20 protein-coding genes are annotated in these 25,138 nt (G+C 64.1%); 6 read left to right on the forward strand and 14 right to left on the reverse strand.

The window, feature by feature from the left end; all coding sequences use genetic code 11:
- Nucleotides 1–256: 256 nt before the first annotated feature.
- The 3 genes from CAG46_RS10990 (at nucleotide 257) to galE (ending at nucleotide 5,458) form a co-directional block, all read left to right on the forward strand.
- Nucleotides 257–1,783: an O-antigen ligase family protein gene (locus tag CAG46_RS10990; RefSeq protein ID WP_085615586.1), complete on the forward strand. Its 1,527-nt coding sequence runs from the start codon at nucleotides 257–259 to the stop codon at nucleotides 1,781–1,783.
- A 5-nt stretch (nucleotides 1,784–1,788) separates the two neighbouring features.
- Nucleotides 1,789–4,404: a cellulase family glycosylhydrolase gene (locus CAG46_RS10995; RefSeq protein WP_085615584.1), complete on the forward strand. Its 2,616-nt coding sequence runs from the start codon at nucleotides 1,789–1,791 to the stop codon at nucleotides 4,402–4,404.
- A 79-nt stretch (nucleotides 4,405–4,483) separates the two neighbouring features.
- Entirely contained in the window at nucleotides 4,484–5,458 is a 975-nt protein-coding gene (galE, locus tag CAG46_RS11000) for a UDP-glucose 4-epimerase GalE (RefSeq protein WP_085615582.1), read from the forward strand.
- A 923-nt stretch (nucleotides 5,459–6,381) separates the two neighbouring features.
- On the opposite strand, the gene CAG46_RS11010 is transcribed toward galE, so the two are convergent.
- The 9 genes from CAG46_RS11010 to CAG46_RS11045 all read right to left on the reverse strand — a co-directional run bounded on the left by CAG46_RS11010 (nucleotide 6,382) and on the right by CAG46_RS11045 (nucleotide 14,915).
- Nucleotides 6,382–7,188: a CpsD/CapB family tyrosine-protein kinase gene (locus CAG46_RS11010; protein ID WP_085593459.1), complete on the reverse strand. Its 807-nt coding sequence runs from the start codon at nucleotides 7,186–7,188 to the stop codon at nucleotides 6,382–6,384.
- A 10-nt stretch (nucleotides 7,189–7,198) separates the two neighbouring features.
- Entirely contained in the window at nucleotides 7,199–8,761 is a 1,563-nt protein-coding gene (locus tag CAG46_RS11015) for a Wzz/FepE/Etk N-terminal domain-containing protein (RefSeq protein WP_085593461.1), read from the reverse strand.
- A gap of 19 nt (nucleotides 8,762–8,780) precedes the next feature.
- Nucleotides 8,781–9,896, reverse strand: coding sequence for a hypothetical protein (locus tag CAG46_RS11020; RefSeq protein WP_085615580.1), 1,116 nt, complete (start codon nucleotides 9,894–9,896; stop codon nucleotides 8,781–8,783).
- Between the two features lie 24 nt (nucleotides 9,897–9,920).
- On the reverse strand, nucleotides 9,921–10,478 hold the full coding sequence (locus tag CAG46_RS11025; RefSeq protein WP_025339251.1) for a polysaccharide biosynthesis/export family protein: 558 nt from the start codon (nucleotides 10,476–10,478) through the stop codon (nucleotides 9,921–9,923).
- Between the two features lie 243 nt (nucleotides 10,479–10,721).
- Nucleotides 10,722–10,898: an EPS-associated small membrane protein EppA gene (eppA, locus tag CAG46_RS28900; protein ID WP_075045301.1), complete on the reverse strand. Its 177-nt coding sequence runs from the start codon at nucleotides 10,896–10,898 to the stop codon at nucleotides 10,722–10,724.
- Nucleotides 10,899–11,149: 251 nt separating this feature from the next.
- Nucleotides 11,150–11,692: a helix-turn-helix domain-containing protein gene (locus CAG46_RS11030; protein ID WP_075045302.1), complete on the reverse strand. Its 543-nt coding sequence runs from the start codon at nucleotides 11,690–11,692 to the stop codon at nucleotides 11,150–11,152.
- Nucleotides 11,693–11,915: 223 nt separating this feature from the next.
- Nucleotides 11,916–13,334, reverse strand: a complete 1,419-nt coding sequence (locus CAG46_RS11035; RefSeq protein WP_075045303.1) for a short-chain fatty acid transporter — start codon at nucleotides 13,332–13,334, stop codon at nucleotides 11,916–11,918.
- 190 nt (nucleotides 13,335–13,524) lie between these two features.
- Nucleotides 13,525–14,181 carry a CoA transferase subunit B gene (locus tag CAG46_RS11040; RefSeq protein WP_085615578.1) on the reverse strand — a complete coding sequence of 219 codons (657 nt, stop codon included), beginning with the start codon at nucleotides 14,179–14,181 and terminating at the stop codon, nucleotides 13,525–13,527.
- Between the two features lie 35 nt (nucleotides 14,182–14,216).
- Nucleotides 14,217–14,915 (reverse strand): CoA transferase subunit A, encoded by a 699-nt coding sequence (locus CAG46_RS11045; protein WP_015270421.1) that lies wholly within the window; start codon nucleotides 14,913–14,915, stop codon nucleotides 14,217–14,219.
- A 140-nt stretch (nucleotides 14,916–15,055) separates the two neighbouring features.
- Between CAG46_RS11045 and CAG46_RS11050 the strand changes: the two genes are divergently transcribed.
- A complete protein-coding gene (locus CAG46_RS11050) occupies nucleotides 15,056–15,961 on the forward strand; it encodes a LysR family transcriptional regulator (RefSeq protein WP_025339255.1) in 906 nt (301 codons plus the stop codon).
- Nucleotides 15,949–16,770: an aldo/keto reductase gene (locus tag CAG46_RS11055; protein ID WP_085615576.1), complete on the forward strand. Its 822-nt coding sequence runs from the start codon at nucleotides 15,949–15,951 to the stop codon at nucleotides 16,768–16,770. The genes CAG46_RS11050 and CAG46_RS11055 overlap by 13 nt, the downstream gene beginning before the upstream one ends.
- Before the next feature lie 973 nt (nucleotides 16,771–17,743).
- On the opposite strand, the gene CAG46_RS11065 is transcribed toward CAG46_RS11055, so the two are convergent.
- From CAG46_RS11065 to CAG46_RS11085, 5 genes are all read right to left on the reverse strand, one after another.
- Nucleotides 17,744–20,824: an error-prone DNA polymerase gene (locus CAG46_RS11065; protein WP_085615574.1), complete on the reverse strand. Its 3,081-nt coding sequence runs from the start codon at nucleotides 20,822–20,824 to the stop codon at nucleotides 17,744–17,746.
- A complete protein-coding gene (locus tag CAG46_RS11070) occupies nucleotides 20,821–22,239 on the reverse strand; it encodes a DNA polymerase Y family protein (protein ID WP_085615572.1) in 1,419 nt (472 codons plus the stop codon). Before CAG46_RS11070 ends, CAG46_RS11065 begins: the two co-directional genes overlap by 4 nt.
- A gap of 6 nt (nucleotides 22,240–22,245) precedes the next feature.
- Entirely contained in the window at nucleotides 22,246–22,866 is a 621-nt protein-coding gene (gene imuA, locus CAG46_RS11075; protein ID WP_085615570.1) for a translesion DNA synthesis-associated protein ImuA, read from the reverse strand.
- Complete coding sequence (gene lexA / locus CAG46_RS11080) at nucleotides 22,866–23,483, reverse strand: transcriptional repressor LexA (RefSeq protein ID WP_025339260.1); 618 nt, start codon at nucleotides 23,481–23,483, stop codon at nucleotides 22,866–22,868. Before lexA ends, imuA begins: the two co-directional genes overlap by 1 nt.
- Before the next feature lie 91 nt (nucleotides 23,484–23,574).
- Complete coding sequence (locus CAG46_RS11085) at nucleotides 23,575–24,606, reverse strand: alpha/beta fold hydrolase (protein ID WP_085615567.1); 1,032 nt, start codon at nucleotides 24,604–24,606, stop codon at nucleotides 23,575–23,577.
- Between the two features lie 219 nt (nucleotides 24,607–24,825).
- Here CAG46_RS11085 and CAG46_RS11090 point away from each other — a divergent pair, with 219 nt between their 5' ends.
- Entirely contained in the window at nucleotides 24,826–25,071 is a 246-nt protein-coding gene (locus tag CAG46_RS11090; protein WP_084785190.1) for a DUF2790 domain-containing protein, read from the forward strand.
- Nucleotides 25,072–25,138 lie beyond the last annotated feature (67 nt).

Raw genomic sequence — 25,138 nt, forward strand, 5'->3', positions numbered from 1 at the left:
ACCCCCAGCAACACGCAACTCTGGAGAAACCCTCTACGACCCGTTTGCGCAGTACAAAAAGTAAGCTTCCCCATGACACAGTGACCTGCACCTTTGAAAGATTTACCCGACAAGCCGCATTACCGCCAGTCCCCGGGGCCAGCTTCACAATCGACGGCATGGCGTCGATCTCTGACCGATTGGCTAAAAGGTCACTATAGTTTCAATCAGCCACGATGCTAGCCGTTGCCCACCGACGCAAAGGTGCACATAGCCAATGCCTGAACATTTTCGTGCGTTGATCGTCATCCTGTTTCTGGCGAGCGTGGTCTTCCTGCTGGCGCGGCGGCCTGCCACCGACCTGATCCCGCTCAGCGACTTCAAGCGCCGGCGCAACCTGTGGTTCCTGCTTACCCTGCTGGCGTTCTTCTCGCACAGCTTCTGGCTGTACCTGGGTGCTGGCGCCGTCATCCTGTACATCGCCGGGCGCCGCGAACACAACCCCATGGCGCTGTTCTACATGCTGCTGTTCCTGGTCCCGCCGGCTTCGGTGCAGGTGCCCGGGTTTGGCGTGGTCAATTACCTGGTCGACCTCAACCATATCCGCCTGCTGACCCTGTGCGTGCTGCTGCCGGCGGCACTGGCCCTGCGCCGGCACGGCGACACCCTGCGCTTCGGCCGCACCTGGCCCGACAGGCTGTTGGCGGCCGGCCTGCTGCTGATGAGCGTGCTGTACCTGCGCGAAACCACCCTGACCGACACCCTGCGCCAGACGCTGTACCTGTATGTCGACGTGCTACTGCCGTATTACGTGGCCAGCCGTGGCCTGCGCCAGATCAGCGACTTCAAGGACACCCTGCTGGCCTTCGTGCTTGCCTCCTTCGTCCTGGCCCTGATCGGCGTGGCCGAGTACGTGCGCCACTGGCTGCTGTACAGCGCCCTGGTCGACGCCATGGGCGTGCCGTGGAGCATGTCCGGCTACCTGAGCCGTGGCGGTTCGCTGCGCGCCAGCGTCACCACCGGGCAGGCGATTGCCCTGGGCTATGTGATGAGCGTGGCCATCGGCCTGTTCCTGTTCGTCCAGGGTTACGTGCGCCGCCCCCTGCAGCGGGCGCTGGGCGCCCTGCTGCTGGCCGCCGGGCTGTTCGCGCCACTGTCCCGTGGCCCGTGGATCGGCGCCGTGGTCATCGTGGTGGTGTTCATCGCCCTGGGCAAAGGTGCGGTCAGGCGCCTGGCGCTGCTCGCCGCGGCCGGCGTGCTGGCCCTGCCCTTGCTGACCATCGTGCCCGGTGGCGACAAGGTACTGGACATGCTGCCGTTCATTGGCAACCTCGAGAAAGAGAACATCACCTACCGCGCAAGGCTGATGGACAACTCGTGGATCGTCATCCAGCGCAACCCGCTGTTCGGCTCGTTCGACTTCCGCAACACCCCGGAAATGCAATCGATGATCCAGGGTGAAGGCATCATCGACATCGTCAACACCTACATCAACCTGGCGCTGCGGGTAGGGCTGGTCGGGCTTGGCCTGTTCGTGGCGTTCTTCGCCGCCGTACTGCACGGCATCCGCAAGGCCATGCGCAGTTTCCCCGACAAGGACGACGAACAACGCCAGCTCGGCCGGGCATTGCTGGCGACACTGATCGGCATCCTGGTGATCATCTTCACCGTCAGCAGCATCACCTTCATCCCGGTGGTGTACTGGACTGTCGCCGGGCTGGGCGTGGCCTACATCCAGATGGTCCGCAGGCTGCACAACAGCCAGGCCATCGCGCTGGCCGACCCCGGCCTTCAACCAAGGTGACACTTATGAGCCTGTTCCCCCTGCGCAGCCGGGGTTTTCAAACCCTGCTGCGTGTTTCGGCCATTGCCGGCCTGGCCTTGCTGCCGCTCACCGGCTGGGCATCGGCGTGGCAAGTCAGTGTCGATGAACAGAACGGCCTGCCCATGGTGACCCGCGGCGGTGGGCCGGTGATGAAAGCCAAGTTCGACTTCTGGGCGGCCAACTGGAGCTGGACCGGTTTCTCCACCACGTTCAAGGTCAATGGCCCCTACCACTACACGCTGCAGGGCAAGAACAAGGAGCTGGACTTCGACCTCACGGCGGATATCCGCAAGGAGCAGGCGCAAACCCTGAGCTGGGCCTTCGACCTCGACGCCCATAGCCGCCAGGCCGGGGTGATGGGCGGCGGCATGGTGTTCGAGTTCGACCCTGCGCAAATTGCCGGGGACATGGGCGCACCGCAGTTGCTGCCCGGCAACCGTGGCTGGTCGTGGGGCAAGGCTGACCAGGGCCGGCGCATCGAAATGCGCTTCGACCCGCCGCTGGCCAAGGTGTATTTCGAGCGCGGCAACCCGTCCGAACTGCGTGCGTTCATCTACAGCGACCCGATCAACGCCGGTCGGCAGCAGATCAAGGCAGTGCTGAACATCACCGGCGACATCGACCTGGGACCCACCCCCAGCGAACGCTTCGGCCTGGCCGACCCCGCCGGTTGGCCCGACGACCAACTGGACTGGCGCACCTCGCCAGTGGACCTTTCATTCCTCAACGCTGCGGAAAAGCCTGCCGGCAAGCACGGCTTCGTCAAGGCTGTGGGCGAGCAGCTGATGTTCGAAAACAACACCCCGGTGCGCTTCTGGGGCACCAACCTGTCCGCCTACTCGCTATTCAAGAGCCCCGACGAAGAAATCCGCCAACAGGCCAAGCGCCTGTCGGCACTGGGTTTCAACCTGGTGCGTCTGCACCATCACGATTCGCCCTGGGTCAGCCCGAACGTGTTTGGCGACGGCACCCTGGTGCGCGATACCCAGCAGCTTAGTGCCGAATCGCTGCGCAAGCTGGACCTGTGGATCAAGGCGCTCAAGGACGAAGGCATCTATATCTGGCTGGACCTGCACGTGCAGCGGGCGCTTACCGCCAATGACAACATCGATGACTTCAAGGAACTGGCCAAGGGCGAGAACCGCGTCGACCTGAAGGGTTACGCCTATATGAACCAAAGCATCCAACAGGCGATGAAACGCTTTGCCGAGCAGTACCTGACCCATGTGAACGAATACACCGGCCTGGCCTACAAGGACGACCCGGCCATCGCTGCCGTACTGCTCACCAATGAGAACGACCTCACCCAGCATTATGGCAACGCCCTGATGCCGAACAAGGATGTGCCGCACCACAGTGAGCGCTACATGGAAGCGGCCAAAGCCTTCGCCAAACAATACGACCTGCCCACCGACCTCACCTGGCGCGCCTGGGAGCATGGCCCTTCGAAGCTGTTTCTCAACGACCTGGAACAGCGCTTCAACGCCGACATGATCGCCCACCTGCGCGGCCTCGGCGTGAAAGTACCGATCGCCACCACCAGTACCTGGGGCGGCAATGGCCTGAGCGCGCTGCCGGCACTGACCGCAGGCGATGTCATCGATGCCCATGCCTACGGTGCCAATGGCCAACTGGAGAAGAACCCGTTGACCAGCGACGGCATGATCGACTGGCTCGCTGCCGCCCAGGTAGTCGGCAAGCCGCTGACCGTCTCCGAGTGGAACGCCGAACCCTTCCCGCTGCCCGACCGCCACTCGCTGCCGCTGTACGTGGCCGGCACCGCCGCCCACCAGGGCTGGGACGCCATGCTGCAGTACGCCTACAGCCAGCAAGCCTTCAACCCAGACTGGCGCACGGCGGACAACTGGCACGCGTACAACGACCCGGCGATGATCGCCACCCTGCCCGCTGCCGCCCTGCTCTATCGCCGCGCGGACGTAAAGCCGGCCACTACCCGCTATGTGTTCGCGCCGACGCCCGCCACCCTGTACAACCAGGAGATCACCCCGCGCACTTCAGCGCTGCTGCGCACGGCCATGGAAAAGGGCCAACTGCAGATCGCCCTGCCACAGACGCCGGAGTTGCCCTGGCTGAAGCCCGCCGCCATCCCTGTCGGTGCGCAGGTACTGCAGGACCCGGGGCAGTCCGTGCTGCCAGCCGACGCCACGCAAGCGCTCAGCGACACGGGCGAGCTCAAGCGCAACTGGCAACAGGGCATCTATACCATCGACACACCGCTGACCCAGGCCGCCACCGGCTGGCTGGGAGGTCGCTCGATCAGCCTGGGCGCCATCCAGGTGCAAGCACGAACGCCGTACGCCAGCGTCGTGGTGCAAAGCCTGGACGGCAAGCCCGTGGGCCAGTCACGCGAACTGCTGCTGTCGCTGGGTACCCGTGCCGTGCCCAAGGCCGATTACAAGACGCCGTTCAACGTCGAGCCGCTTGCCGGCACCTTGAGCATCAAGGCGCCTGCTGGCCTGAAACTGTTCGCCCGGGATGCGCAGGCGCAGTTGAAACCGTTGCCGATGGCTTACCAGGATGGGCGCTACAGCATCACGTTCGATGGCAAGTACATGTCCAACTGGCTGTTCTTGAAATAGGGTATATGGCCATCTACCCTCACCACAGACCTGTAGCTGAAAAGCGCGGCTGTACAACAGCAGAGTCCGGGAGGCATGGATGAAGTTTCTGGTTGTCGGTGGCGCAGGCTACATTGGCTCGCACATGGTCAAGCACTTGCTCGGCGCGGGCCATGAGGTGGTGGTGGCGGACCTGGTCTCGCCCGGCCCCGGCGTGCAGTGGGCGAAACTGGACATCGCCGACGAACCCGCGCTGGATGTGCTGTTCGGGGTTTGCCGTTTCGACGCTGTGTTCCACTTTGCCTCGTTCATCCAGGTGGGCGAGTCGGTCAGCGTGCCCGGCAAGTATTACCAGAACAATGTCTCGGCTACCCTTTCCCTCCTGCAGGCCATGGTGAATGCCGGTATCAGGCACCTGGTTTTTTCTTCCAGTGCAGCCGTTTACGGCAACCCGCAGTACGTGCCGATCGACGAAGCGCATGCCAAGGGGCCGATCAACCCGTATGGGCTGAGCAAATGGATGGTCGAGCAGATTCTCGAGGACTTCGACCGGGCCTACGGTTTGAAGTCGGTATGCCTGCGTTACTTCAACGCAGCGGGAGCAGACCCGGAAGGCCGGCTGGGAGAGCGCCATGACCCGGAAACCCACCTGATCCCGCTGATCCTGCAGGCCGCTTCGGGCCGGCGTGATGCGGTAACGGTATTTGGCCGCGACTACGACACGCCGGATGGTACCTGCATACGCGACTATGTGCATGTGGCCGACCTGGTGGCGGCCCATGCACTGGCGGTGGATTACCTGCTGGCGGGTGGCGAGCGAACCGCGTTCAACCTGGGCAATGGGCTGGGCTTTTCGGTGCAGCAGGTGATCGATATGGCCAGGGCGGTGACTGGCCGGCAGATCCGCACCCTCGACGCGCCCCGCCGCCCCGGCGACCCGCCCCGGTTGGTGGCGGATGCTGGCAAGGCCATGCGCATGCTGGGCTGGCGGCCGGAGTTTGCCGCATTGGAGCCGATTGTGCGGCATGCGTGGCAATGGGAGTTGCAGTATCCCTGGGTTCAGCGCCAAAGCTGAGATTGTGGGGCTCGCTACCCACCAACTGAAGGCAAGCGCCATACCTGTGGGAGCGGGCGCGCCCGCGAACACCGGCGCAGCCGGTGCCAGCCACCGCGTCGCCTGCTTCGCGGGTGAACCCGCTCCCACAGGGACCCCATCAGCCGAAAGAATGCGCCATACCTGTAAGTGCGGGCGCGCCCGCAAACACCGGCGCAGCCGGTGCCAGCCACCGCGTCGCCTGCTTCGCGGGTGAACCCGCTCCCACAGGGACCCCATCAGCCGAAAGAATGCGCCATACCTGTAAGTGCGGGCGCGCCCGCAAACACCGGCGCAGCCGGTGCCAGCCACCGCGTCGCCTGCTTCGCGGGTGAACCCGCTCCCACAGGGACCCCATCAGCCGAAAGAATGCGCCATACCTGTAAGAGCGGGCGCGCCCGCAAACACCGGCGCAGCCGGTGTCAGCCACCGCGTCGCCTGCTGGCATGCCCGCTCCCACAGGGACCCCATCAGCCGAAAGAATGCGCCATAACTGTGGGAGCGGGTTTACCCGCGAACACCGGCGTAGCCGGTGCCAGCCACCGCGTCGTCTGCTTCGCGGGCATGCCCGCTCCCACAGGGCCCCCACCTGCTGAAAGAATGCGCGATACCTGTGGGAGCGGGCGCGCCCGCGAACACCGGCGTAGCCGGTGCCATCCACCGCGTCGCCTGCTTCGCGGGCATGCCCGCTCCCACAGGGGCCTCACCAGCAGAAGGAATGTGCTGTACCTGTGGGAGCGGGTTTACCCGCGAACACCGGCGCAGCCGGTGCCAGCCACCGCGTCGCCTGCTTCGCGGGCATGCCCGCTCCCACAGGAAACCCCGTCAACTGAGGGTATGCGCTGTACCTGTAGGAGCGGCCTTGTGTCGCGATGGGCTGCGAAGCAGCCCCAGAATCCTGTGCCTCAATAATAGGTCCGAGGCTGCTCGTCAGCCTTGTTCAATACCGTCCCCACCAGGTTCACCCTGGCCAGGTGATGCAGGCAATCTTCGATTTCCTTCCTGTTGTTCATACCGTTGGCCACCACCAGCAGCACACAGTCGAACTTGGGTATCACGGTGATCGCATCGTCAGAGCTGAGCAACGGCGGCAAATCGAAAATGCAGATGCGCGACTCGTAGCGGTTGCGCAGTTCGCTGATCAGGTTGTTCACTTTGGGCGACGACAGCATCTCGGTAGACAACGGCACCGGTACCCGCGTGGGCAGTACCACGAACCGAGGCAGGGTCGGGTTGACCAGGCAGTCCTGCAGCTCGGCCTTGTCCGTCAGAAACTCGTTCAACGCCTGGTCCATGGGCAGGCCCAAGCTGCTGCCGACCTTGGGCCGACGCAGGTCGAAGTCCACCAGCAACGCAGTCTTGGTGGTGTGGTGGGCGATGCTCATGGCCAGGTTGATCGACAGCACCGTCTTGCCCGCTTCAGGTGTTGGCGAGGTGATGGCCAAGGTTCGCCAGCCATTCTCGTCCATGGTCCTGAGCACTTGCGTGCGCAGCAGGTCGATCGGCCCGTTCATGTTGGAGTTCTTGTTGTAGGCGACGATGCGGTGACGCTCCAGGTGCTCCGCGCGCAGCGGCACCACCTTGGTGTTCACGTAATCGAACTGGCCAGGCACTTCCACCAGCGCCGTACCTGGGGCGGGTGACAAGGCCTGCGGGGTACCTGGGGTAACCTGGTGAAGATTATTGCCAACAGCCGGCTTGGTCCTGTCCATCACTGCTTTCCTATGCAAACCGCGACATGACTTTGAACAACAGCACATCCAGTGGCATGTAGAACACGTGCACCAGCACCACCATGATAGCCGCCAGCACCAGTGCAGCCAGGATCAGCCAGTTGCGCCAACGCTTGCGCCTGGCCACATCGGCCTTGGTATCGATGTATGGCAGCGCCACCAGCACTCGCCTGCCCAGCAGGTTTTCCAAGGCACCGACGCCGCGAATGCGCTGGTTGAGCATTTCCAGCAGCATCACCAGCGCACCGCCACCTGCCGGTGCCAGCACCAGGCCCAGCGCAGCGATTTTCTTGCGGTTGGGTTTGATCGGTTTCTCGGGCATCAGCGGTGGCTCCAGCAGCACAAAGCGCTCGGCCTTGTTCTCCTGCTCCAGGCTTTCGGTAATCTTCGCGCCCATTTCCTTGGCGCGGATTTCCTCGTACTTCTTGCGCGCGTTGTCGTGGTCACGCATCAAGGTCACCAGACCACGCTCGACCTGCGGCGCCTCGAGGATCTCGGCCTCGTAGCCTTCCATCTTGCGGGTCAGCTCGCGCTTCTGCTCGGCCAGCGAAGCTATGCGCACCTGTGCCGCACTCATCTTGGCGCGCACGCGGGCGACATCGAGGCCGACCGTGGAGGCCGCAGCCGTGCGATTGCCACTGGCTTCGAGCGCCTGGATCCTGCGCTTGACCGCCACCACATCGGGGTGGGCCTCCTTGTAGCGGCTCAGCAGCCGGGCATACTCGGCTTTCAGGCTGGGCAGGTCCTGGGGCTGCTCGGCACTGGCCACCCTGGGGCCTTCGCCGACCTTGGTAGCCAGCCCGGCACTGGCCGCGGACAGTTCCAGCTCAAGGTAACGCAGCTCTTCCTGGGCGGCCTTGTAATCACGGTCGACCTCGCGGAACTCCAGCTCCGAGCGTGACAGCATGTTCATGCGCAGGGTCTGGTGCTCGGGCAAGGCATTGGCGTGAGCCTGCTTGAAATCCGCCAGCTGGTTTTCCAGGCTGGCCAGCTCGGCACCCAGCTTGTTCGCCTCCTGGGTGAGGAACTCGGTGGTTTCGTTGGCCCGCTCGGTACGCTGCTTGAGGTTCTCGTTGAGGAACAGCGTGACCAACTCGTCGGCAACTTCCTTGGCCACCTCCGGCTGCTTGTGCTCGAAGGACACATTGAACGCAACGGTCGCTTCGCCGCGCCCGCGTACATAGGTGGTGAGGGTTTCGACCACGATGGCACTGCGCATGTGGTCGATCTTGTCGCTATCGCTGAAGCGCTTGTCGGGGAACAGGTTGTACTTGTCGATGATGCGCAGCAGGTTCTCGCGGGTCATCACCCGCTGGCGAATCACTTCGATGCGTTCATCGGCGAAACTGGTGTTGTTGGTCGATACCAGCTCGGGGGAAATCTGCTGCGACTCCACCAGGATGGTGCCGGTCGACTGGTAGATCGGCGGCACCATCACTGCGACAGCGACGGTCGCGGCCAGGATGACTACTATGCTCACCCCCAACAACAGGGCCCGGTCCTTGATTATGGCGATGTAATCTCTGAGGGAGAGTTCGTAGTCGGACTTCATGGGGCCACCTGCCTGAAGTTCAGATGTCGGGGTACCTGTACGTCAACGTCAAACCCACGATCGTAGCGTTCGCATCAGCTTCGTGATCCTGCTGCCGATCCTTGTACATCAGCGACAGGCGCAGGTCCCAGTAGGGCGAAAACTCGCGGCTGGCCCACACGCTGTAGGTCTGCAGGGTGTTGGGGGTCTGCCCTTTGCTGTCTTGCCAGGCAGCGTCCGCGCCCACCCGGGTCAATTCACTGACGGCGTAACTCCACACACCGCGCACCTGGTCCAGCTCGGCGAAGCCGCCTTCGGCGCTGGCCACCGTGCTGCGTTCGGCGGTAAAGCTGGCGACGGCGCGCGCACCGGTATACAGCAGCGCTACCCCACCCTCCCCGCGTCGGCCACCTTCGTCACCGGAAACCTCGGTGACACCCACATCCGCATCGGCGCTGAGGCGTTCGGAGAACTGGTACTTGACCCCGACCGCCGGGCTGTAGCTGTTGGACGCCGTCGCCGTCTGGTCCTGCTCGGGCTCATAGCGCCGGGCGCCAAAGCGGCTGTACAGATCAGCCCGCTCGCTCCAGGCGTAGGTCCAGGTGAACACGTTGCCCAGTTCTTCGTAACCCGTCAGCGTACTGATGTCATAACGGGCACGGTTGTACGTGGTTTCGTTGCTCAAGGTGCTGCGTTCGGTAACCGCCTGGCTCCAGTTGCCGGCCAGCGTATACAGCTTTTGCGTGCCATCGGTGGTGACCACGCCGGTATCCAGCACCGTTCCCGACAGCGTCGAACTTTCGTTGTAACGCGCCAGCAGGCCAAACCGCCCGCGCTCGGTCTGGCGCTGCCAGCCCAGGCTCACGTCGGGGTCCTCACGGTTGTCGACCACCGCCGTGTCGGACGAGCGCAATACATGCACACCCAGCCCCAACCTCAGTTCGTCACGGTCGAAGGTACCGATCAGGGTGTAATCCGGCGCGATGATCGTGCGCGTTATGCCCTTTTCACCCGACGACAGCAGCAAGGGGTTGCTGTCATGTTCGACGGATGTCGGTACCACCACCGTAGACTGCCAATTTGCTGCCAGGACTGTATCCGTAAACGGCAACACCAAGATTGCCGTTGCAATGCTAGTTGTTCTGAGAAGAGGCATTAAGTGTTCTTATTAAAGGCAAGATCAAGGAACGACCAGCGTATCGCCAGCCTGCAGTTGGATGTTGGTGGACATATCCCGGCCAGACACCAGGTCTCTATATCGCACGGGCAGAATTTTTTGGGAAGCGCCGGTGCCACGCACCACTTTGATTTCGCTTTCATCTGCAAACTTGTCGAGGCCGCCCGACATGCTCAAAGCCTGCAGCACTGCGGTAGGGCCTGCCATTTGTACCGGCCCGGGCTTGATCACTTTGCCTTGTACATAGACCAGGTTGCCGGCGATGCTCTTGACGACAACGCTGACATTCGGGTCGGGGAGAAACTTCTCGAGTTTGGCAGCCACTTGTTTTTCAACGGTCGTCACATCCAGCCCGGCAACATCGATGCGCCCGGCCAGGGGGAACGTGATACTGCCATCGGGAAGTACGGTGGCTTCCTGGCGCAGGCTGTCTTCCTGCCATACCGAAACCATCACCACATCGCCGGGGCTGAGCAGGTAGGTAGCACTGTGCGGGTCGGCCTTACCGGCACCAGACCACACCATCAGCATGCAGAACGCGGCAAACATTGAACGCACCATGAGGGTCCCTCCGGCCGAAAAGGCCCGACAAAGAGCACTGAATGAGAACAACACACCAACTCTCGCTCCGCTTCGCGGCATCCACCAACCGCGATGGCCTCGATCTTTCAGAGGCCTTGCCTTGACGCTGTGTGCCTGCAACCGTGGACCTGCACGGGCTACTGGCAATATAGCAACGGCTGGGGAATTGACAAGCAAGGCCCCGGGCCGCTGGCGTCAAGGGTTAAACCCAGGCTGGCGGACTCAGATCTGTTTCCTGTTGGCGACTGCCACAAAGCCAACGACAGCAAATGCAAAGAACCACCCTGCGGTTGAAACAGGGATGATACTGTTCTGATTGATATACATATCCGCCGCACGCGCCGCGCCACTCATCAGCGCCAGCAAAGACATCGATTTGATAATCAGAGCCGTGCGCATACGCCCCTCCTGTAAAGAGGAAAATCAACTATTTGTTGGCGTGGTGTTCGGGAGTTGTTTCACTGTTGAATTGAGCTTATGAACACAATGACATTGCGTCAACGATTCGACACTATAATAAAATTCAATAGGCGCCCAACAGTATCGTCAAAATATCGACGTACAAGTTGAGCAAAGGGCGCTGTCTTGGTGGCGCCAACGTTTCATCGCTGAGAAAGGCAAGGCCGTGGGCACTTTGGCGCCCCAGCGTGTTACTCGTCTGCGTGGTGTACCACGACCAGCAACTGCGCCGGCAGCGGCCCCACCGACCTTAGCCGGTGGGGTGTCTGGGCATTGAAATGCAAGGCATCGCCTTGCTCCAGCAGCACCCGCTCGTTCATGAAGTCCACCTCCACCTGGCCGGCGTGGACGAACAGAAATTCCTCGCCCAGGTGTTCCTTGAACGTGGGGTCGCTGAACTCGGTCGGCGGCTGGATCAGGAACGGCAGCAGGCTACGCTGCCCGACCTGGCTGGTGAGGGCCGCGTACCCCGGCCCTGCCCCGTCACCCACCAGGGCCTGGCGCTCGCCATGGCGCACCAGGCTGTAACGGCTCTGGCCGGCCTGCTCTTCGGCGAACAGTTCTTCGACATTGACATTCAGTGCCCGCGCCAGCTTCAGCGCGGCGGCGATCGAGGGGGTGTTCAGGCCACGTTCGACCTTTGACAGGTAGCTCTTGGTCATGCCGGTCTTGTCGGCCAGCAGCTCCAGGGTCATCCCCAGTTTCTTTCGCAGCAGTTTCAATCGGATAGACATGTGACGCGGGTTTCCCAGGCGAAGGCAGCCTGGTAATGATACGTGGACTGCTCAGGAAATGCTGGGGCTGCTGCGCTGAGTATTGTAGGAGCGGCCTTGTGTCGCGATAGGGCTGCAGAGCAGCCCCGGCAATTTGTGCACTATTGCTGAAATCCTGGGGCCGCTTTGCGGCCCTATCGCGACACAAGGCCGCTCCTACAAAAAAGCCAGCGCAGGCCCAGGGTTACGGCATCACCGGCGGCAGGTACTGCAACGTCGTACCCAATGCCCACAGCAACACCAGCACCAGCGGCACGTGCACCAGCAACTGCACGAACGAGAAGCCGATCAGGTCGCGTGCCTTGAGCCCCAGTACCCCCAGCAGCGGCAGCATGTAGAACGGGTTGATCAGGTTCGGCAAGGCTTCGGCGGCGTTGTAGATCTGCACTGCCCAGCCCAGGTGGTACTGCAGGTCATTGGCCACCAGCATCACGTAAGGTGCCTCGATGATCCACTTGCCACCACCCGATGGGATGAAGAAGCCCAGCACCGCCGAATACACGCCCATCAGCACGGCATAGGTGTCATGCGTGGCGATCTGGGTGAAGAACAGCGAAATGTGGTGGGCCAAAGTCTGCTCGTCGAGGCCCTTCACCTGGGTGAGGATGGCCGCGATCGAACCATACAGCGGGAACTGGATCAGCACCCCGGTGGTGGTCGGCACCGCACGCGCCACCGCATCGAGGAAGCTGCGCGGGCGCCAGTGCAGCAAGGCACCGAGCATGATGAACAACAGGTTGTAGGTGTTCAGCCCGGAAATGGCGGTAATCGCCGGCTTGGTGGCGAACTCCTGGTACAGCCAGCCGGCAGCCAGGGCCACCAGCAGCAGGATCAGGATGGGGCTGTGTTCCAGCCACTCGCCCGGGCGGGTGCGCTGGGGTGCCGGTGGCGCGGTGAAGCTGGGGTCGACCCCGCAGTCCTGGGCGCTGCGCGCACTGTTCGGGCCCGGGGCCGTGGCGTAGGCGATCACCAGCGAGACCACCACCAACGCCGCCAGCATCACGCCGGACTGCCAGAGGAAGATGGTTTCGGTGAACGGGATCACCCCGGTAATCGACAGGATCGACGGTGGCAGGCTGGCCGGGTTGGCCTGCAGTTGCGCCGCCGACGAAGACAGGCCCAGCGCCCACACGGCGCCCAGGCCCAGGTAGGCGGCTGCACCGGCGGCGCGGTAGTCCATCTTCAGTTCGGTGCGCCGGGCCAGGGCGCGCACCAGCAGGCCGCCGAACACCAGCGACAGGCCCCAGTTGAGCAGCGATGCCAGCATCGAGATCAGCGCCACCCAGCAAACTGCCGAACGGCCATTGCCGGGGATGCGCGCCAGGCGGTCGATCAGCCGCGCCGCGGGCGGCGAGCTGGCCACCACATAGCCGCCGATGACCACGAAGGCCATCTGCATGGTGAACGGGATCAGGCTCCAGAAGCCATCGCCAAAGGCCTTGGCGGTGTCGGTCGGCTTGGCGCCCATGGCCAGGGCGCCGATGCACACCAGCAGCACTGCCAGAGCGGCAAACACCCAGGAATCGGGGAACCAGCGTTCGGCCCAGTTGGAGCAGCGCAAGGCAAAGCGCGCGGAACGGCTGTCTTGGATTTCAGCGGCCACAGTTCAATTCCTTTTATTGGTTTTATCGGATACATCAGCAAATGCAAAACCCCTGTAGGAGCGGCCTTGTGTCGCGAAAGGGCCGCAACGCGGCCCCTCGATCTCGGCATCGATGCCAAAATCGCGGGGCTGCGTTGCAGCCCTTTCGCGACACAAGGCCGCTCCTACAGGGGCGGTGCGCGGCGATAGATTAGAAGGTCATTTCCTTAACATCTTCCGGCACGATCAGCTTGCCGGCGGTTTTCTCGATGATTTCCTCAACGCTCACCCCGGGCGCGGTCTCGCGCAGGATGAAGGCGCCGTCTTCGATTTCCAGGTAAGCCAGGTCGGTCAGCACCTTGCGGATGCAGCCAGCGCCGGTCAACGGCAGGCTGCACTGCGGCAGCAGCTTGGACTCGCCGTCCTTGGAAGCGTGGGTCATGGTGACGATGATGTTCTCGGCACCGGCCACCAGGTCCATGGCGCCGCCCATGCCCTTCACCAGCTTGCCCGGGATCATCCACGAGGCGATGTTGCCTTGCACATCCACTTCGAAAGCGCCGAGCACGGTCAGGTCGACATGGCCGCCACGGATCATGGCGAACGACTGCGCCGAATCGAAGATCGAGGCACCGCGGCGGGCGGTGACGGTCTGCTTGCCGGCGTTGATCATGTCGGCATCGATGGTGCCTTCGGTGGGGAATTCGCCCATGCCGAGCAGGCCGTTTTCCGATTGCAGCATCACATCCATGTCGGCGGGTACGTAGTTGGCCACCAGGGTCGGAATGCCGATGCCCAGGTTGACGTAGTAGCCGTCCTTCAGTTCACGGGCGACGCGTTGCGCCATCTGTTCGCGGGTCAGTGCCATGGTCAGGATCTCTTTGTTGTTCTGGTGGATGGCGCTCAGGCCTTGACGGTGCGCTTTTCGATACGCTTTTCGAAGGTGCCGACGATGACGCGGTCCACGTAGATGCCCGGGGTGTGGATCTCGCTGGGCAGCAGCACGCCAGGTTCGACGATCTCTTCCACTTCGACCACGGTGATCTTGCCGGCGGTGGCCGCCAGCGGGTTGAAGTTTTGCGCGGTGTTGCGGTACACCACGTTGCCGTAGTGGTCGGCTTTCCAGCCCTTGACGATGGCGAAGTCGCCGGTGATGGATTCTTCGAGGATGTACTTGCGGCCGTTGAACTCGCGCACTTCCTTGCCATCGGCAACCGGGGTGCCGTAGCCGGTAGCCGTGTAGAAGGCCGGGATGCCGGCGCCACCGGCGCGCATTTTCTCGGCGAGGGTGCCTTGCGGGGTCAGTTCCACTTCCAGCTCGCCGCTCAGCAGCTGGCGTTCGAACTCGGCGTTCTCGCCCACGTAGGAAGCAACCATCTTGCGGATCTGCCGGTCTTCCAGCAGCACGCCCAGGCCAAAGCCATCGACACCGCAGTTGTTGGAGACCACGGTCAGGCCCTTGACGCCACGGCGCTTGATTTCGCTGATAAGGTTTTCCGGGATGCCGCACAGGCCGAAACCACCAGCCAGTACCGTCATGTTGTCGGTCAGGCCTTCGAGGGCCTGTTCATAGGTTGCAACGCGCTTGTCCAGTCCGGCCATGCTGATCCGCCTTTTGTAGTTGTTGAACCGACGAGGCTGTCGGTGAGCGTGTGGGGACATCTTCACCGCAAGCGACTGATTTGTTAATTTTGTTTTCATCATCGATTGATAACTTTTGCAAAACAACCAAAAGGCCTGTCATGAACGTCAAGCAACTGCGCGCCTTTGTCGCTGTGGCCAAGTACCAGAGCTTCGCCCAGGCCGGTGAACACCTGCATGTCTCGCAACCGGCCCTGAGCCTGACCATCAAGGCCCTGGAAGAAAACCTTGGCGGCGCCCTGCTGAGCCGCACAACACGCAGCGTCAGCCTGACTGCCGAGGGCGAGGTACTGCTGCCACTGGCGCGGCGCCTGCTGGCCGACTGGGACGACACCGAAGAAATGCTGCGCCAGCGTTTCACCCTGCAACTGGGCCGGGTTTCGGTGGCGGCCATGCCGGCCTTTGCCGGCAATCTGCTGCCCTACTCGCTGAAGGTATTTCGCCAGCGTTACCCGAAGGTCAACGTCACGGTGCACGATGTGATCAACGAACAGGTGCAGGAACTGGTGCGCCATCGCCGCGTCGAACTGGGCATCGGCTTCGAACCGGACAACATCGATGGCCTGGATTTCCACCCGTTGTACATGGACCGCTTCGTCGCCGTGGTGCCCGCCGATTCGCCCTTGGCGCAGCTGCCCCAGGTCAGCTGGGCACAGTTGCTGGCCGAAGACTTCGTGGCCCTGCAACGCCCTTCGGCGGTGCGCCTGCTGATGGAACAGAACGTGGCCGCCCAGCACGGCAAACTGGCGGTGGCTTTCGAGAGCCACCAGCTGTCGACCATCGGCCGCATGGTTGCCAGTGGCCTGGGGGTCAGTGCCGTGCCGGCACTGTGCATCAACCAGATGCAGGAGCTTGGCGCCCGCTGCGTCACCCTGGTCGAGCCCACGGTCGAGCGCCGCATCGGCGTGATTGCCCTCAGCGAACACAAGCTTTCCACGGCGGCGCAAGCGCTGCTTGAGGTACTGCTTTCCAATACCCGCATCCCGGAGGTGACATGCGTTACGTGAAACTGGCAGGTTCGAGCGTTCCGGCCATCGGCCAGGGCACCTGGTACATGGGTGAAGATCCGGCCCGCAAGGCGGCCGAGGTGGCGGCCCTGCAACAGGGTATCGAACTTGGCCTGAGCTTGATCGATACCGCCGAGATGTATGCCGAAGGTGGCGCGGAAAACGTGGTTGGCCAAGCCATTGCCGGGCGCCGCGACCAGGTGTTCCTGGTCAGCAAGGTGTACCCGCACAATGCCAGCCGACGCGGTATGGCGGCGGCCTGCGAACGCAGCCTCACGCGCCTGGGCACCGACTGCATCGACCTGTACCTGCTGCACTGGCGTGGCCAGCACCCACTGGAGGAAACCGTCGAGGCCTTCGAGCGCTTGCGCGAGCAAGGCAAGATCAGGCGCTGGGGTGTTTCCAATTTCGACGTCGACGACCTGCGCGAACTGCACAACCCCGATTGCGCCACCAACCAGGTGCTGTACAACCCGGCCCAGCGTGGCATCGAGTTCGACCTGTTGCCGTGGTGCGAAAAGCGCGCGCTGCCGACCATGGCCTACTGCCCGCTGGCCCAGGCCGGGCGTCTGCTGCAGCACCCGGTGCTGGCGGAAATCGCCGAGCGCCATGGTGCCACGGCGGCCCAGGTCAGCCTGGCCTGGGTGACCCGTGGTGACGGGGTGATAGCCATCCCCAAGGCCGTGACGCCCGAGCATGTGCAGTTGAATGCGGCTGCGGGTATGCTGACCTTGACCAGCGAAGACCTGCGGGCGATCGACCGGGCGTTCCCGGCACCGACGCGCAAGCAGCGGTTGGCGATGGTGTAGCGACTGGCACGGAATCGTTTTTTGTAGGAGCGGCCTTGCGTCGCGAAAGGGCCGCAAAGCGGCCCCAGCATTATCTGCAGTGACGCCGAAATCCTGGGGCTGCTACGCAGCCCTTTCGCGACGCAAGGCCGCTCCTACAGGTCAGCGCAATCCGGACTATGGCGAGATTCCTGTGGGAGCGGGCGTGCCCGCGAACACCGGCAAAGCCGGTGCCATGCACCGCAGTGCCTGCTTCGCGGGCTTGCCCGCTCCCACAGGGGACCGCGCAAGGGTCGGGATTCGTGCAAGGCCATTTAACAGCGGACTCACTTCCATCAGCGCGTTCCCGGCACCGACGCGCAAGTAGCGACTGGCACAAAATAGCTTTTTTGTGGGAGCGGCCTTGCGTCGCGAAAGGGCCGCAAAGCGGCCCCAGCATTATCTGCAGTGACGCCGAAATCCTGGGGCTGCTACGCAGCCCTTTCGCGACGCAAGGCCGCCCCCACAGGTCAGCGCAATCCGGACTATGGCGAGATTCCTGTGGGAGCGGGCGTGCCCGCGAACACCGGCAAAGCCGGTGCCATGCACCGCAGTGCCTGCTTCGCGGGCTTGCCCGCTCCCACAGGGGACCGCGCAAGGGTCGGGATTCGTGCAAGGCCATTTAACAGCGGACTCACTTCCATCAGCGCGTTCCCGGCACCGACGCGCAAGTAGCGACTGGCACAAAATAGCTTTTTTGTGGGAGCGGCCTTGCGTCGCGAAAGGGCCGCAAAGCGGCCCCAGCATTATCTGCAGTGACGCCGAAATCCTGGGGCTGCTACGCAGCCCTTTCGCGACGCAAGGCCGCCCCCACAGGTCAGCGCAATCCGGACTATGGCGAGACTCCTGTGGGAGCGGGCGTGCCCGCGAACACCGGCAAAGCCGGTGCCATGCACCGCAGTGCCTGCTTCGCGGGCTTGCCCGCTCCCACAAGGGCCCGCGCAAAGATGGGGATTCAGTGAAAGTCCCGGCTGCGTACGTCCAGCCCTTGCAACAGCGGGCTCACATCCTCCAGCCGCCGTGCTATCAGGTGGCGCACGCCATTCTCCTGCTCCAGCCGCCCGCTGACCTTGAGCAACTGCGACCCCACCAGCGCCCGCCGCTGCCGTTCGGCAAGCGCCCGCCACACCACCACATTGACCATGCCGTGCTCGTCCTCCAGGGTGACGAAGGTCACGCCGCTGGCGGTCTGGGGCCGCTGGCGACCCACCACCAACCCGGCCACGGCAATGTTGTCACCATGCTCGACATCTTGCAGCTCGCGCGAACTGCGACAGCCCAGCGCCCGCAGGCGTGAGCGCAGCAAGGTCAGGGGATGCGGCCCAAGCGTGGTACCCAGGGCCTGGTAATCGGCCATCAGGTCCTCTGCCACGCTGGAAACGGGCAGTTCGACGGTGCTTTCCGGCAAGGCCTCGATATCGGCGAACAAAGGCAGCTGCGGCTGCACCGCCGCCACCTGCCAGCGCGCCTGGTGCCGGTCGCTGGCCAAGGCGCGGAGCGCGCCGGCATCGGCCAGGTGAGCGCGGGCGCGCGAATCGAGCCCGGCACGCAGGCACAGGTCTTCGACATCGCGCCATGGCCGCTGCGCCCTCGCCTGCTCCAGGCGCCTGGCATCGGCCTCGGCAAGGCCGCGCACCAGGCGCAAGCCCATGCGAATGGCCAGCACCTCTCCAGGCTCAGGCTCGAGCGTGCAGTCCCAGTCACTGTGGCACACATCCACCGGCCTGACCTCGATACCCTGGCGCCGGGCCTCTTGCAGCAACTGGTCGGGGCTGTAGAAGCCCATGGGCCAGCTGTTGACCAGCGCGCAGGTGAAAATCGCCGGTTCATGGCACTTGAGCCAGCTGCTGGCATAGCACAACAAGGCAAAGCTGGCCGCGTGCGACTCCGGAAAGCCATAGCTGCCAAAGCCCTTGATCTGCTCGAAGATGCGCTCGGCAAACGCCAGCTCGTAACCATTGCGCAACATGCCCTGCACCAGCCGCTCGCGGTGCGGCTCCAGGCCGCCGTGGCGCTTCCAGGCGGCCATGCTGCGGCGCAACTGGTCGGCCTCGCCCGGGGTGTAGTCGGCCGCGACCATCGCCAGTTCCATCACCTGCTCCTGGAACAGCGGCACGCCCAGGGTGCGCTCGAACACTGCCTTCAGTTGCGGCGAGGGATAGGTCACCGGTTCCTGCTTCAGGCGCCGGCGCAGATAAGGGTGGACCATGTCGCCCTGGATCGGTCCGGGGCGGACGATGGCCACCTCGATGACCAGGTCGTAGAACTTTTTCGGCCGCAGCCGCGGCAACATGGCCATTTGCGCGCGGGACTCGATCTGGAACACGCCCATGGTCTCGGCACGGCTGATCATCGCGTAGGTGGCCGGGTCTTCGGCGGGGATGGTCGCCAGGGTCAGGTGCCGGCCACGGTGGCGTTGCAGCAGGTCGAAGCAACGGCGCAAGGCGCTGAGCATGCCCAGCGCCAGCACGTCGACCTTGAGCAGGCCGACCATGTCCAGGTCGTCCTTGTCCCACTGGATCACCGTGCGCTCCGGCATCGCGGCATTCTCCACCGGCACCAGCTCGTCCAGGGGTTGCTGCGAGATGACGAAGCCGCCCGGGTGCTGTGACAGGTGCCGGGGGAAGCCGATCAGTTCGCCGGCCAGCACCAGCACCCGGCGCAGCGAAGGGCTGCCCGCCTCGAAACCGGCCTCGGCCAGGCGCTGGTCATCGGGTATGCGATCGCTCCAGCGGCCGCAGCATTTGGCCAGGGCGTCCACCTGGTCGGCCGGCAGCCCCAGCACCCGCGCCACATCCCGCACCGCACCGGCAGCATGGTAGGTGTTGACCACCGCAGTGAGCGCCGCCCGGTGCCGGCCATAGCGACGAAATACATACTGGATCACCTCCTCGCGCCGGTCGTGCTCGAAGTCCACGTCGATGTCCGGCGGCTCGTTGCGCTCGCGCGACAGGAAGCGCTCGAACAACAGGTGGTGTTGCATGGGGTCGAGCTCGGTGATGCCCAGCACGAAGCACACCACCGAGTTGGCAGCCGAGCCCCGCCCCTGGCACAGAATGCGCTGGCTGCGGGCGAAGGCGACGATGTCGTGCACAGTCAGGAAGTAGCTTTCGTAGCCCAGCTCCTCGATCAGCGCCAGCTCCTTGGCCAGCACATCCCTCACCTTGCTGCTCGGCCCTTTTGGCCAGCGCGACGGCAAACCCTGCCGGCACAATTCGCGCAACCAGCTCGCCGGGCTATGCCCCTGGGGCACCAGTTCGCGTGGGTACTGGTATTTCAATTCGCTCAGTTCGAACTGGCAGCGCGCAGCGATGGCCAGGGTCTCGGCCAGCAGGTCGGCGGGATAGAGTTCGCCCAGTTGCGCCTGGCTGCGCAGGTGCCGCTCGCCATTGGCAAACAGGAAGCGCCCGGCCTCGGCCACCAGGCAATGCTGGCGAATGGCGGTCATGCAATCTTGCAGGGCGCGACGACCGCGCACGTGCATGTGCACGTCGCCACAGGCCACGGCGCGGATGCCGACCCTGGCCGCCAGGCTACGCAAGCGTTCAAGGCGCAAGGTATCGTCACTGCCGCGGTGCAGGTGCACGGCCAGCCACAGGCGCTCGCCGAACACGCCGTGCAGCCACTGCCCGGGGGTGGCATCGCCGCTGTCATCAGCTACCCACAATGCCAGCAGGCCCTGATGGTGCTGCTGCAGGTCATCGCGAAACAGTTGGTACTCGCCCTTCTGCGCCCGCCGCCGGGCCCGGGTGATCAGCGCGCACAGGTTCTGGTAGCCGACCAGGTCCTGCACCAGCAGCACCAGCCTGGGGCCGTCCTGCAACTGCACTTCACTGCCCACGATCAGCCGCAGCTGGTGTTCCTTGGCCGCCTGCCAGGCACGGACGATACCGGCCAGGGTACATTCGTCGGTGATCGCCAGCGCCTGGTAGCCCTGTTCACGCGCGCGCCGGAACAGCTCGTCGGCGCTCGACGCGCCGCGCTGGAAGCTGAAGTTGGACAGGCAGTGCAGCTCGGCATAACCCGGGGTGTTCATGCGAACCAGCCCTGCAGCCACAACGGGCCGGCCTTGCCCAGGTCGCGGTAGGCCCAGCCGCGCAGGCCGTCGCGGGTTTCGATGCGGTAATAGTCGCGGCGCACATCGCCGCCATCCCACCAGCCCGACTCGATGCGCTCGGCATGGCCTTGCAGGCGATAGCCGCCTTCGTCCAGCGCCATGGGGGCCGACAGCAGCCAGCCAGGGCGGCTGCCAGGAACGACCGGCATGTTGCCCTGGGCACCCTGCTCTACCGCTTGCCAGGCACATTCGGGGCGATGATCGGCTGCCGCGCTCAGGCCCTTGACCGCCTCATCCCCCAAGCGGGCGCGCAGCCGTTCGCGCAATTGTTCCCAAGGTTGCGTCTGCTGCGCACGCGGGTCGAACAATGCCTGGTGTTGCGGCACGAAGGGTGGCAGGTCCTCGGCAACCAGCCGCAGGTTGCGCACCGGTGCGGGAATGCGTAGCGGTTCCAGGCGCCCGCGCGCCAGTTCGAACAACATTGCCGCATCGCGTTCGGCGGCCAGCAGGCCTACCTTCAGCAAAGTATCCGGCCCTTCGGCGTGCTCCAGGTGCAGACAGAAACGCTGCACGCCACAGTCACGCCCGGCGAGGAACGCGGCAAGGTCGTTGAGCATGCGCCGCAGCGGGAACAGCAGGGCCTGGTGCGATTCGACGTCGAAGTTCAGCTCCAGGCGGGCTTCGAAACGGTCCGGCGGCTGGTAGAAGCCCAGCCCCAGGTTGCGCAGGCCGAGCAACTGGTCAAGGTGCAGCTGCACCTGGGCCGGAAAGCGCCTGGCCAGGCTGTCGCGGGGCAAGGCCAGCACCTGGCTCAACTGGCGCAGGCCCATGCGGGCAAAGGCCTCGGCAGCCTGCGCAGGCAGGCCGATACGCTCGATGGGCATGCCCAGCAGCGCCGCACGGGTGGCATCGGCGTCACTCACGGCCAGGCCATCGTGAGCGTTGGCGAGCATGCGCGCCGCCACCGGGTTGCTGGCCAGGACGATGCGTTGGCGCAAGCCCAGTTCCGCCAGTTCCTGGCGCAGGCGTGCCTCGAACAGCGGCCAGGGGCCGAACAGTTGCAGGCTGGAGCCCACCTCCAGCAACAGCGCCCGTGGGTAGTGCAGGCTGACCTGGGCACTGAAGCGGTAGGCCCAGGCTGCCAGCAACTGCTGCACCTGGTCGATGCGCCTGGGGTCGGCTTCGACGCAGCTGAAGCCATCGGCCAGCGCACGCGCCGCCGTCAGGGTTTGCCCGGCCCGCAGGCCGAGCGCGGCCGCGGCCGGGTTGACCGCCTGCAGCACGCGTCGCTGGGTCGACCCGCCAAGCAGCACCAGGGGGGTATCAGGGTCGTCACGCTCGCGCAGGACCGTGTCCAGCGCCAGCTGCGGGAGCAGGATGCAGGCCCAGAGCATGTTGCATCAGCCCCGCCCCGGGGAGGCGATGGGCAGCGCCGGGGGCATGCCGCCACGGCTTTTCAGCACGCGCCATTGTGCCGGGCGGGTGTCGACGGCAATACGCAGCGCCGCGGGTGAAGGGTTGTGCGCCGCCTGTTGCGGCCGGCAGGCGAAGGCCAGCGCCTGCCCGGTTTCGGCAGCCACCTGCAAGCGCCGCAGGGCGCGGTCATCGGCACGTTCCGGCCAGCACAGCACCGCCGCGCAACTGCCGGAGCGCAGGCACTGCTCGGCGGCCCACAAGGCATCGGCAGGTGCGGCGTCCACCTGTACCAGCCAGCGCAGGTCTACCCCCGCGGCCTGCCAGGCCGGGGCGTAAGGAATGAATGGCGGTGCCACCAGCACGATTCGGCTGGCTTCAGCGCTCAAGCGGGCCAGGGTTGGCCACAGCAGCTGCAATTCGCCACAGCCGGGGCTGGCCAGCAACAGTTCGCTGAGCGCAGCCGCCGGCCAGCCGCCTTCCGGCAGGCATTGGTCAAGGGCGGCATGGCCCGTGGGCTGCAGGCCGAGCGGCCGCGCCTGGGCCTGCCGACCGCGCCATACCCGGCGCTGGTCGAGCAACCTGTCGAGGTCGACCACCGCGCCCATCAGTCACGCCTCAGCAAGCCGCAGAACACGCCTTCGATGAAGAACTCCTGTTCAGGCCGCACATCGATAGGCGCATAGGCCGGGTTGCGTGGCAACAGCCGGTAATTGCCACCCTGGCGCTGCAGGCGCTTGATGGTCACCTCGCCGTCCAGGCGGGCGACCACGATCTGGCCATCGCGAGCGTCGGCCTGCTGGAGGATGCCGACCAGGTCGCCGTCGAAAATGCCGTCGTCGATCATCGAGTCGCCACGCACCTTCAGCAGGTAGTCGGGGGTACGGCGGAACAGGCTGGGGTCGAGCAGCAACTGCTCGTGAATGTCGAGGTCCGGGCCGATGGGGGCACCTGCCGCCACCTGGCCCAGCACCGGCACTTCGAGGATTTCCGGGCGGCGCAGCCGTTCGGCCAGGCGTATGCCCCGCGCCTGGTTCGGCGTGACGTCGATGTAGCCGGCCTGGCACAGGGCGGTGATGTGCTTGCGCGCGACACTGCGCGAGGCAAAACCGAAGCGCGTAGCGATATCGGCCAGGCTCGGCGGCTGGCCGTGGTCGGCGATGCGCTCACGGATGAACTCGAAGATGGCGCGGCGTTTTGGGGTAAGATTGTCCATGGAGCACATTTGTACTCTTTTCGGGGCACGCTGAACAGCCCCCTTCGTCGACGGCTTGGCGGCTGCGATCAATTGCGACCGCGAAACTACCGCAATGATGCTAATGCTGCTCCAGGAACTCAGTCACCAGCGAGGCGATCTGCAACTGGATCGCCCCCCGCGACCGGGCGTTATCGCCGTCCCGGCAAATGACACCATCCCCTGGAGCATCGTCTTCGAGCAACGCCATCGCGCCTGGTTTGCACGTCGACAAGAAGCTGAAATGGCTGGCGTCCTCGATCTCGACATAACGACTCGTCGCCGAGGGCAGACGCTTGGCAAGGTCAGCAGATTCCAGCTGCGCGGGAAGGTCTTCAGAAGGCGCGCCGGCCGCAATCACCAACGTCGGCACTGGCAAAGCCGCAAGGCTTTCATCGGTCAGGCCACGTGACAGGCCAAGATCCAGGGTAACGATGGCGGTGACACGACTGTCGCGCAAATCGCCACCCAGTCGAGCTTTCGATGCCGGGGCGCTGTCGGCATTGATCTGCTTGTAGACGCTGCAACTCGACAGCTGCGGATGGATGGAACAGTCCTGGGCAAAACGCTTGGGATCAAAGCGGGCGCCGGCAATTTCCAGCGCGGTCCAGCCGCCCAGTGAGTGGCCGACCACTGCAACTTGGCCCTTCGCCACCCGCCCGAACTGATCCGCCTGGGCCATGACCGCATCGATGGCCCGCTGCAAGTCTATGGGACGCCGCCACAACTGTGCCGCGGCTTCAGGGTTGCGATCGCGGGTAGTAGTGCCGGGGTGGTTGACCGCCGCCACGATGTAGCCTTGGTGAGCCAGTGCACTGGCCAGCCACGACTGGTTTCCCCAATTGCCGCGAAAGCCGTGGGAAAGCACCACCAATGGATACGTGCCTGCAGTTGGAGGTGCATCGCGCACAGCGAGGTCACCGCTGAAAACCGGGGTATCAGCGATCAACTGTGGTGGCGCAGTGGTCGTACTCGGGTACCAGACGACCAGCTCCAGCGGACGGTCAGTTTGCCTGTCCGATAATGTCGAGGTCTTGAAGCCAATGGTCTTGTAGCCAGCGAATGCAGGTATGTCCAGACAGATAAAAAGCAACAAGCCGAGCACTGTTTTCATTGTTTTTCTTCCTTGATAGGTCAGCGTCGATCAGATGCAAACCGGTACGCGGGAAACATATCAGCCCTCGCCGCGACCCACACAATCTTTCCGGCGATGCAGCGCTCCAATAGACCGGATAGTGGAAATGTATTTTGCGCACTAAATATTATCGCGCAATATTCAACCCAGGCAGCAAGCAGTCGCTGATCCCACTACCCAAGCTAACGGAGCATGATCATGACCTTCATCAAAGCAATCGCCATCGCCACCCTGACCTTTGGCAGCAGCGTCGGCGCCTTCGCCCAGACCGCCTCCCCGTACCAGTACGGCATGAACCTGGATATCGCCCAAGTGATCGCGGTGGAGGCCTCGGGCCACGCCACCGACCACGCCGACACCGCCACCCTCACCTACCGTGACAGCGACGGCAAGGTGCAGAAGATCAGCTACCTGCGCCCAGCCACCTCCGCCAACCAGAACTGATGACCAAACTTCGAAAGCCGGAGCGTGCCAACGGCCGGTTACTCGGTTGGCTTTCCAGCTTTGGCAG

The organism is Pseudomonas sp. B23(2017) (assembly GCF_002113725.1).
Taxonomy (GTDB): Bacteria; Pseudomonadota; Gammaproteobacteria; order Pseudomonadales; family Pseudomonadaceae; genus Aquipseudomonas; species Aquipseudomonas putida_Z.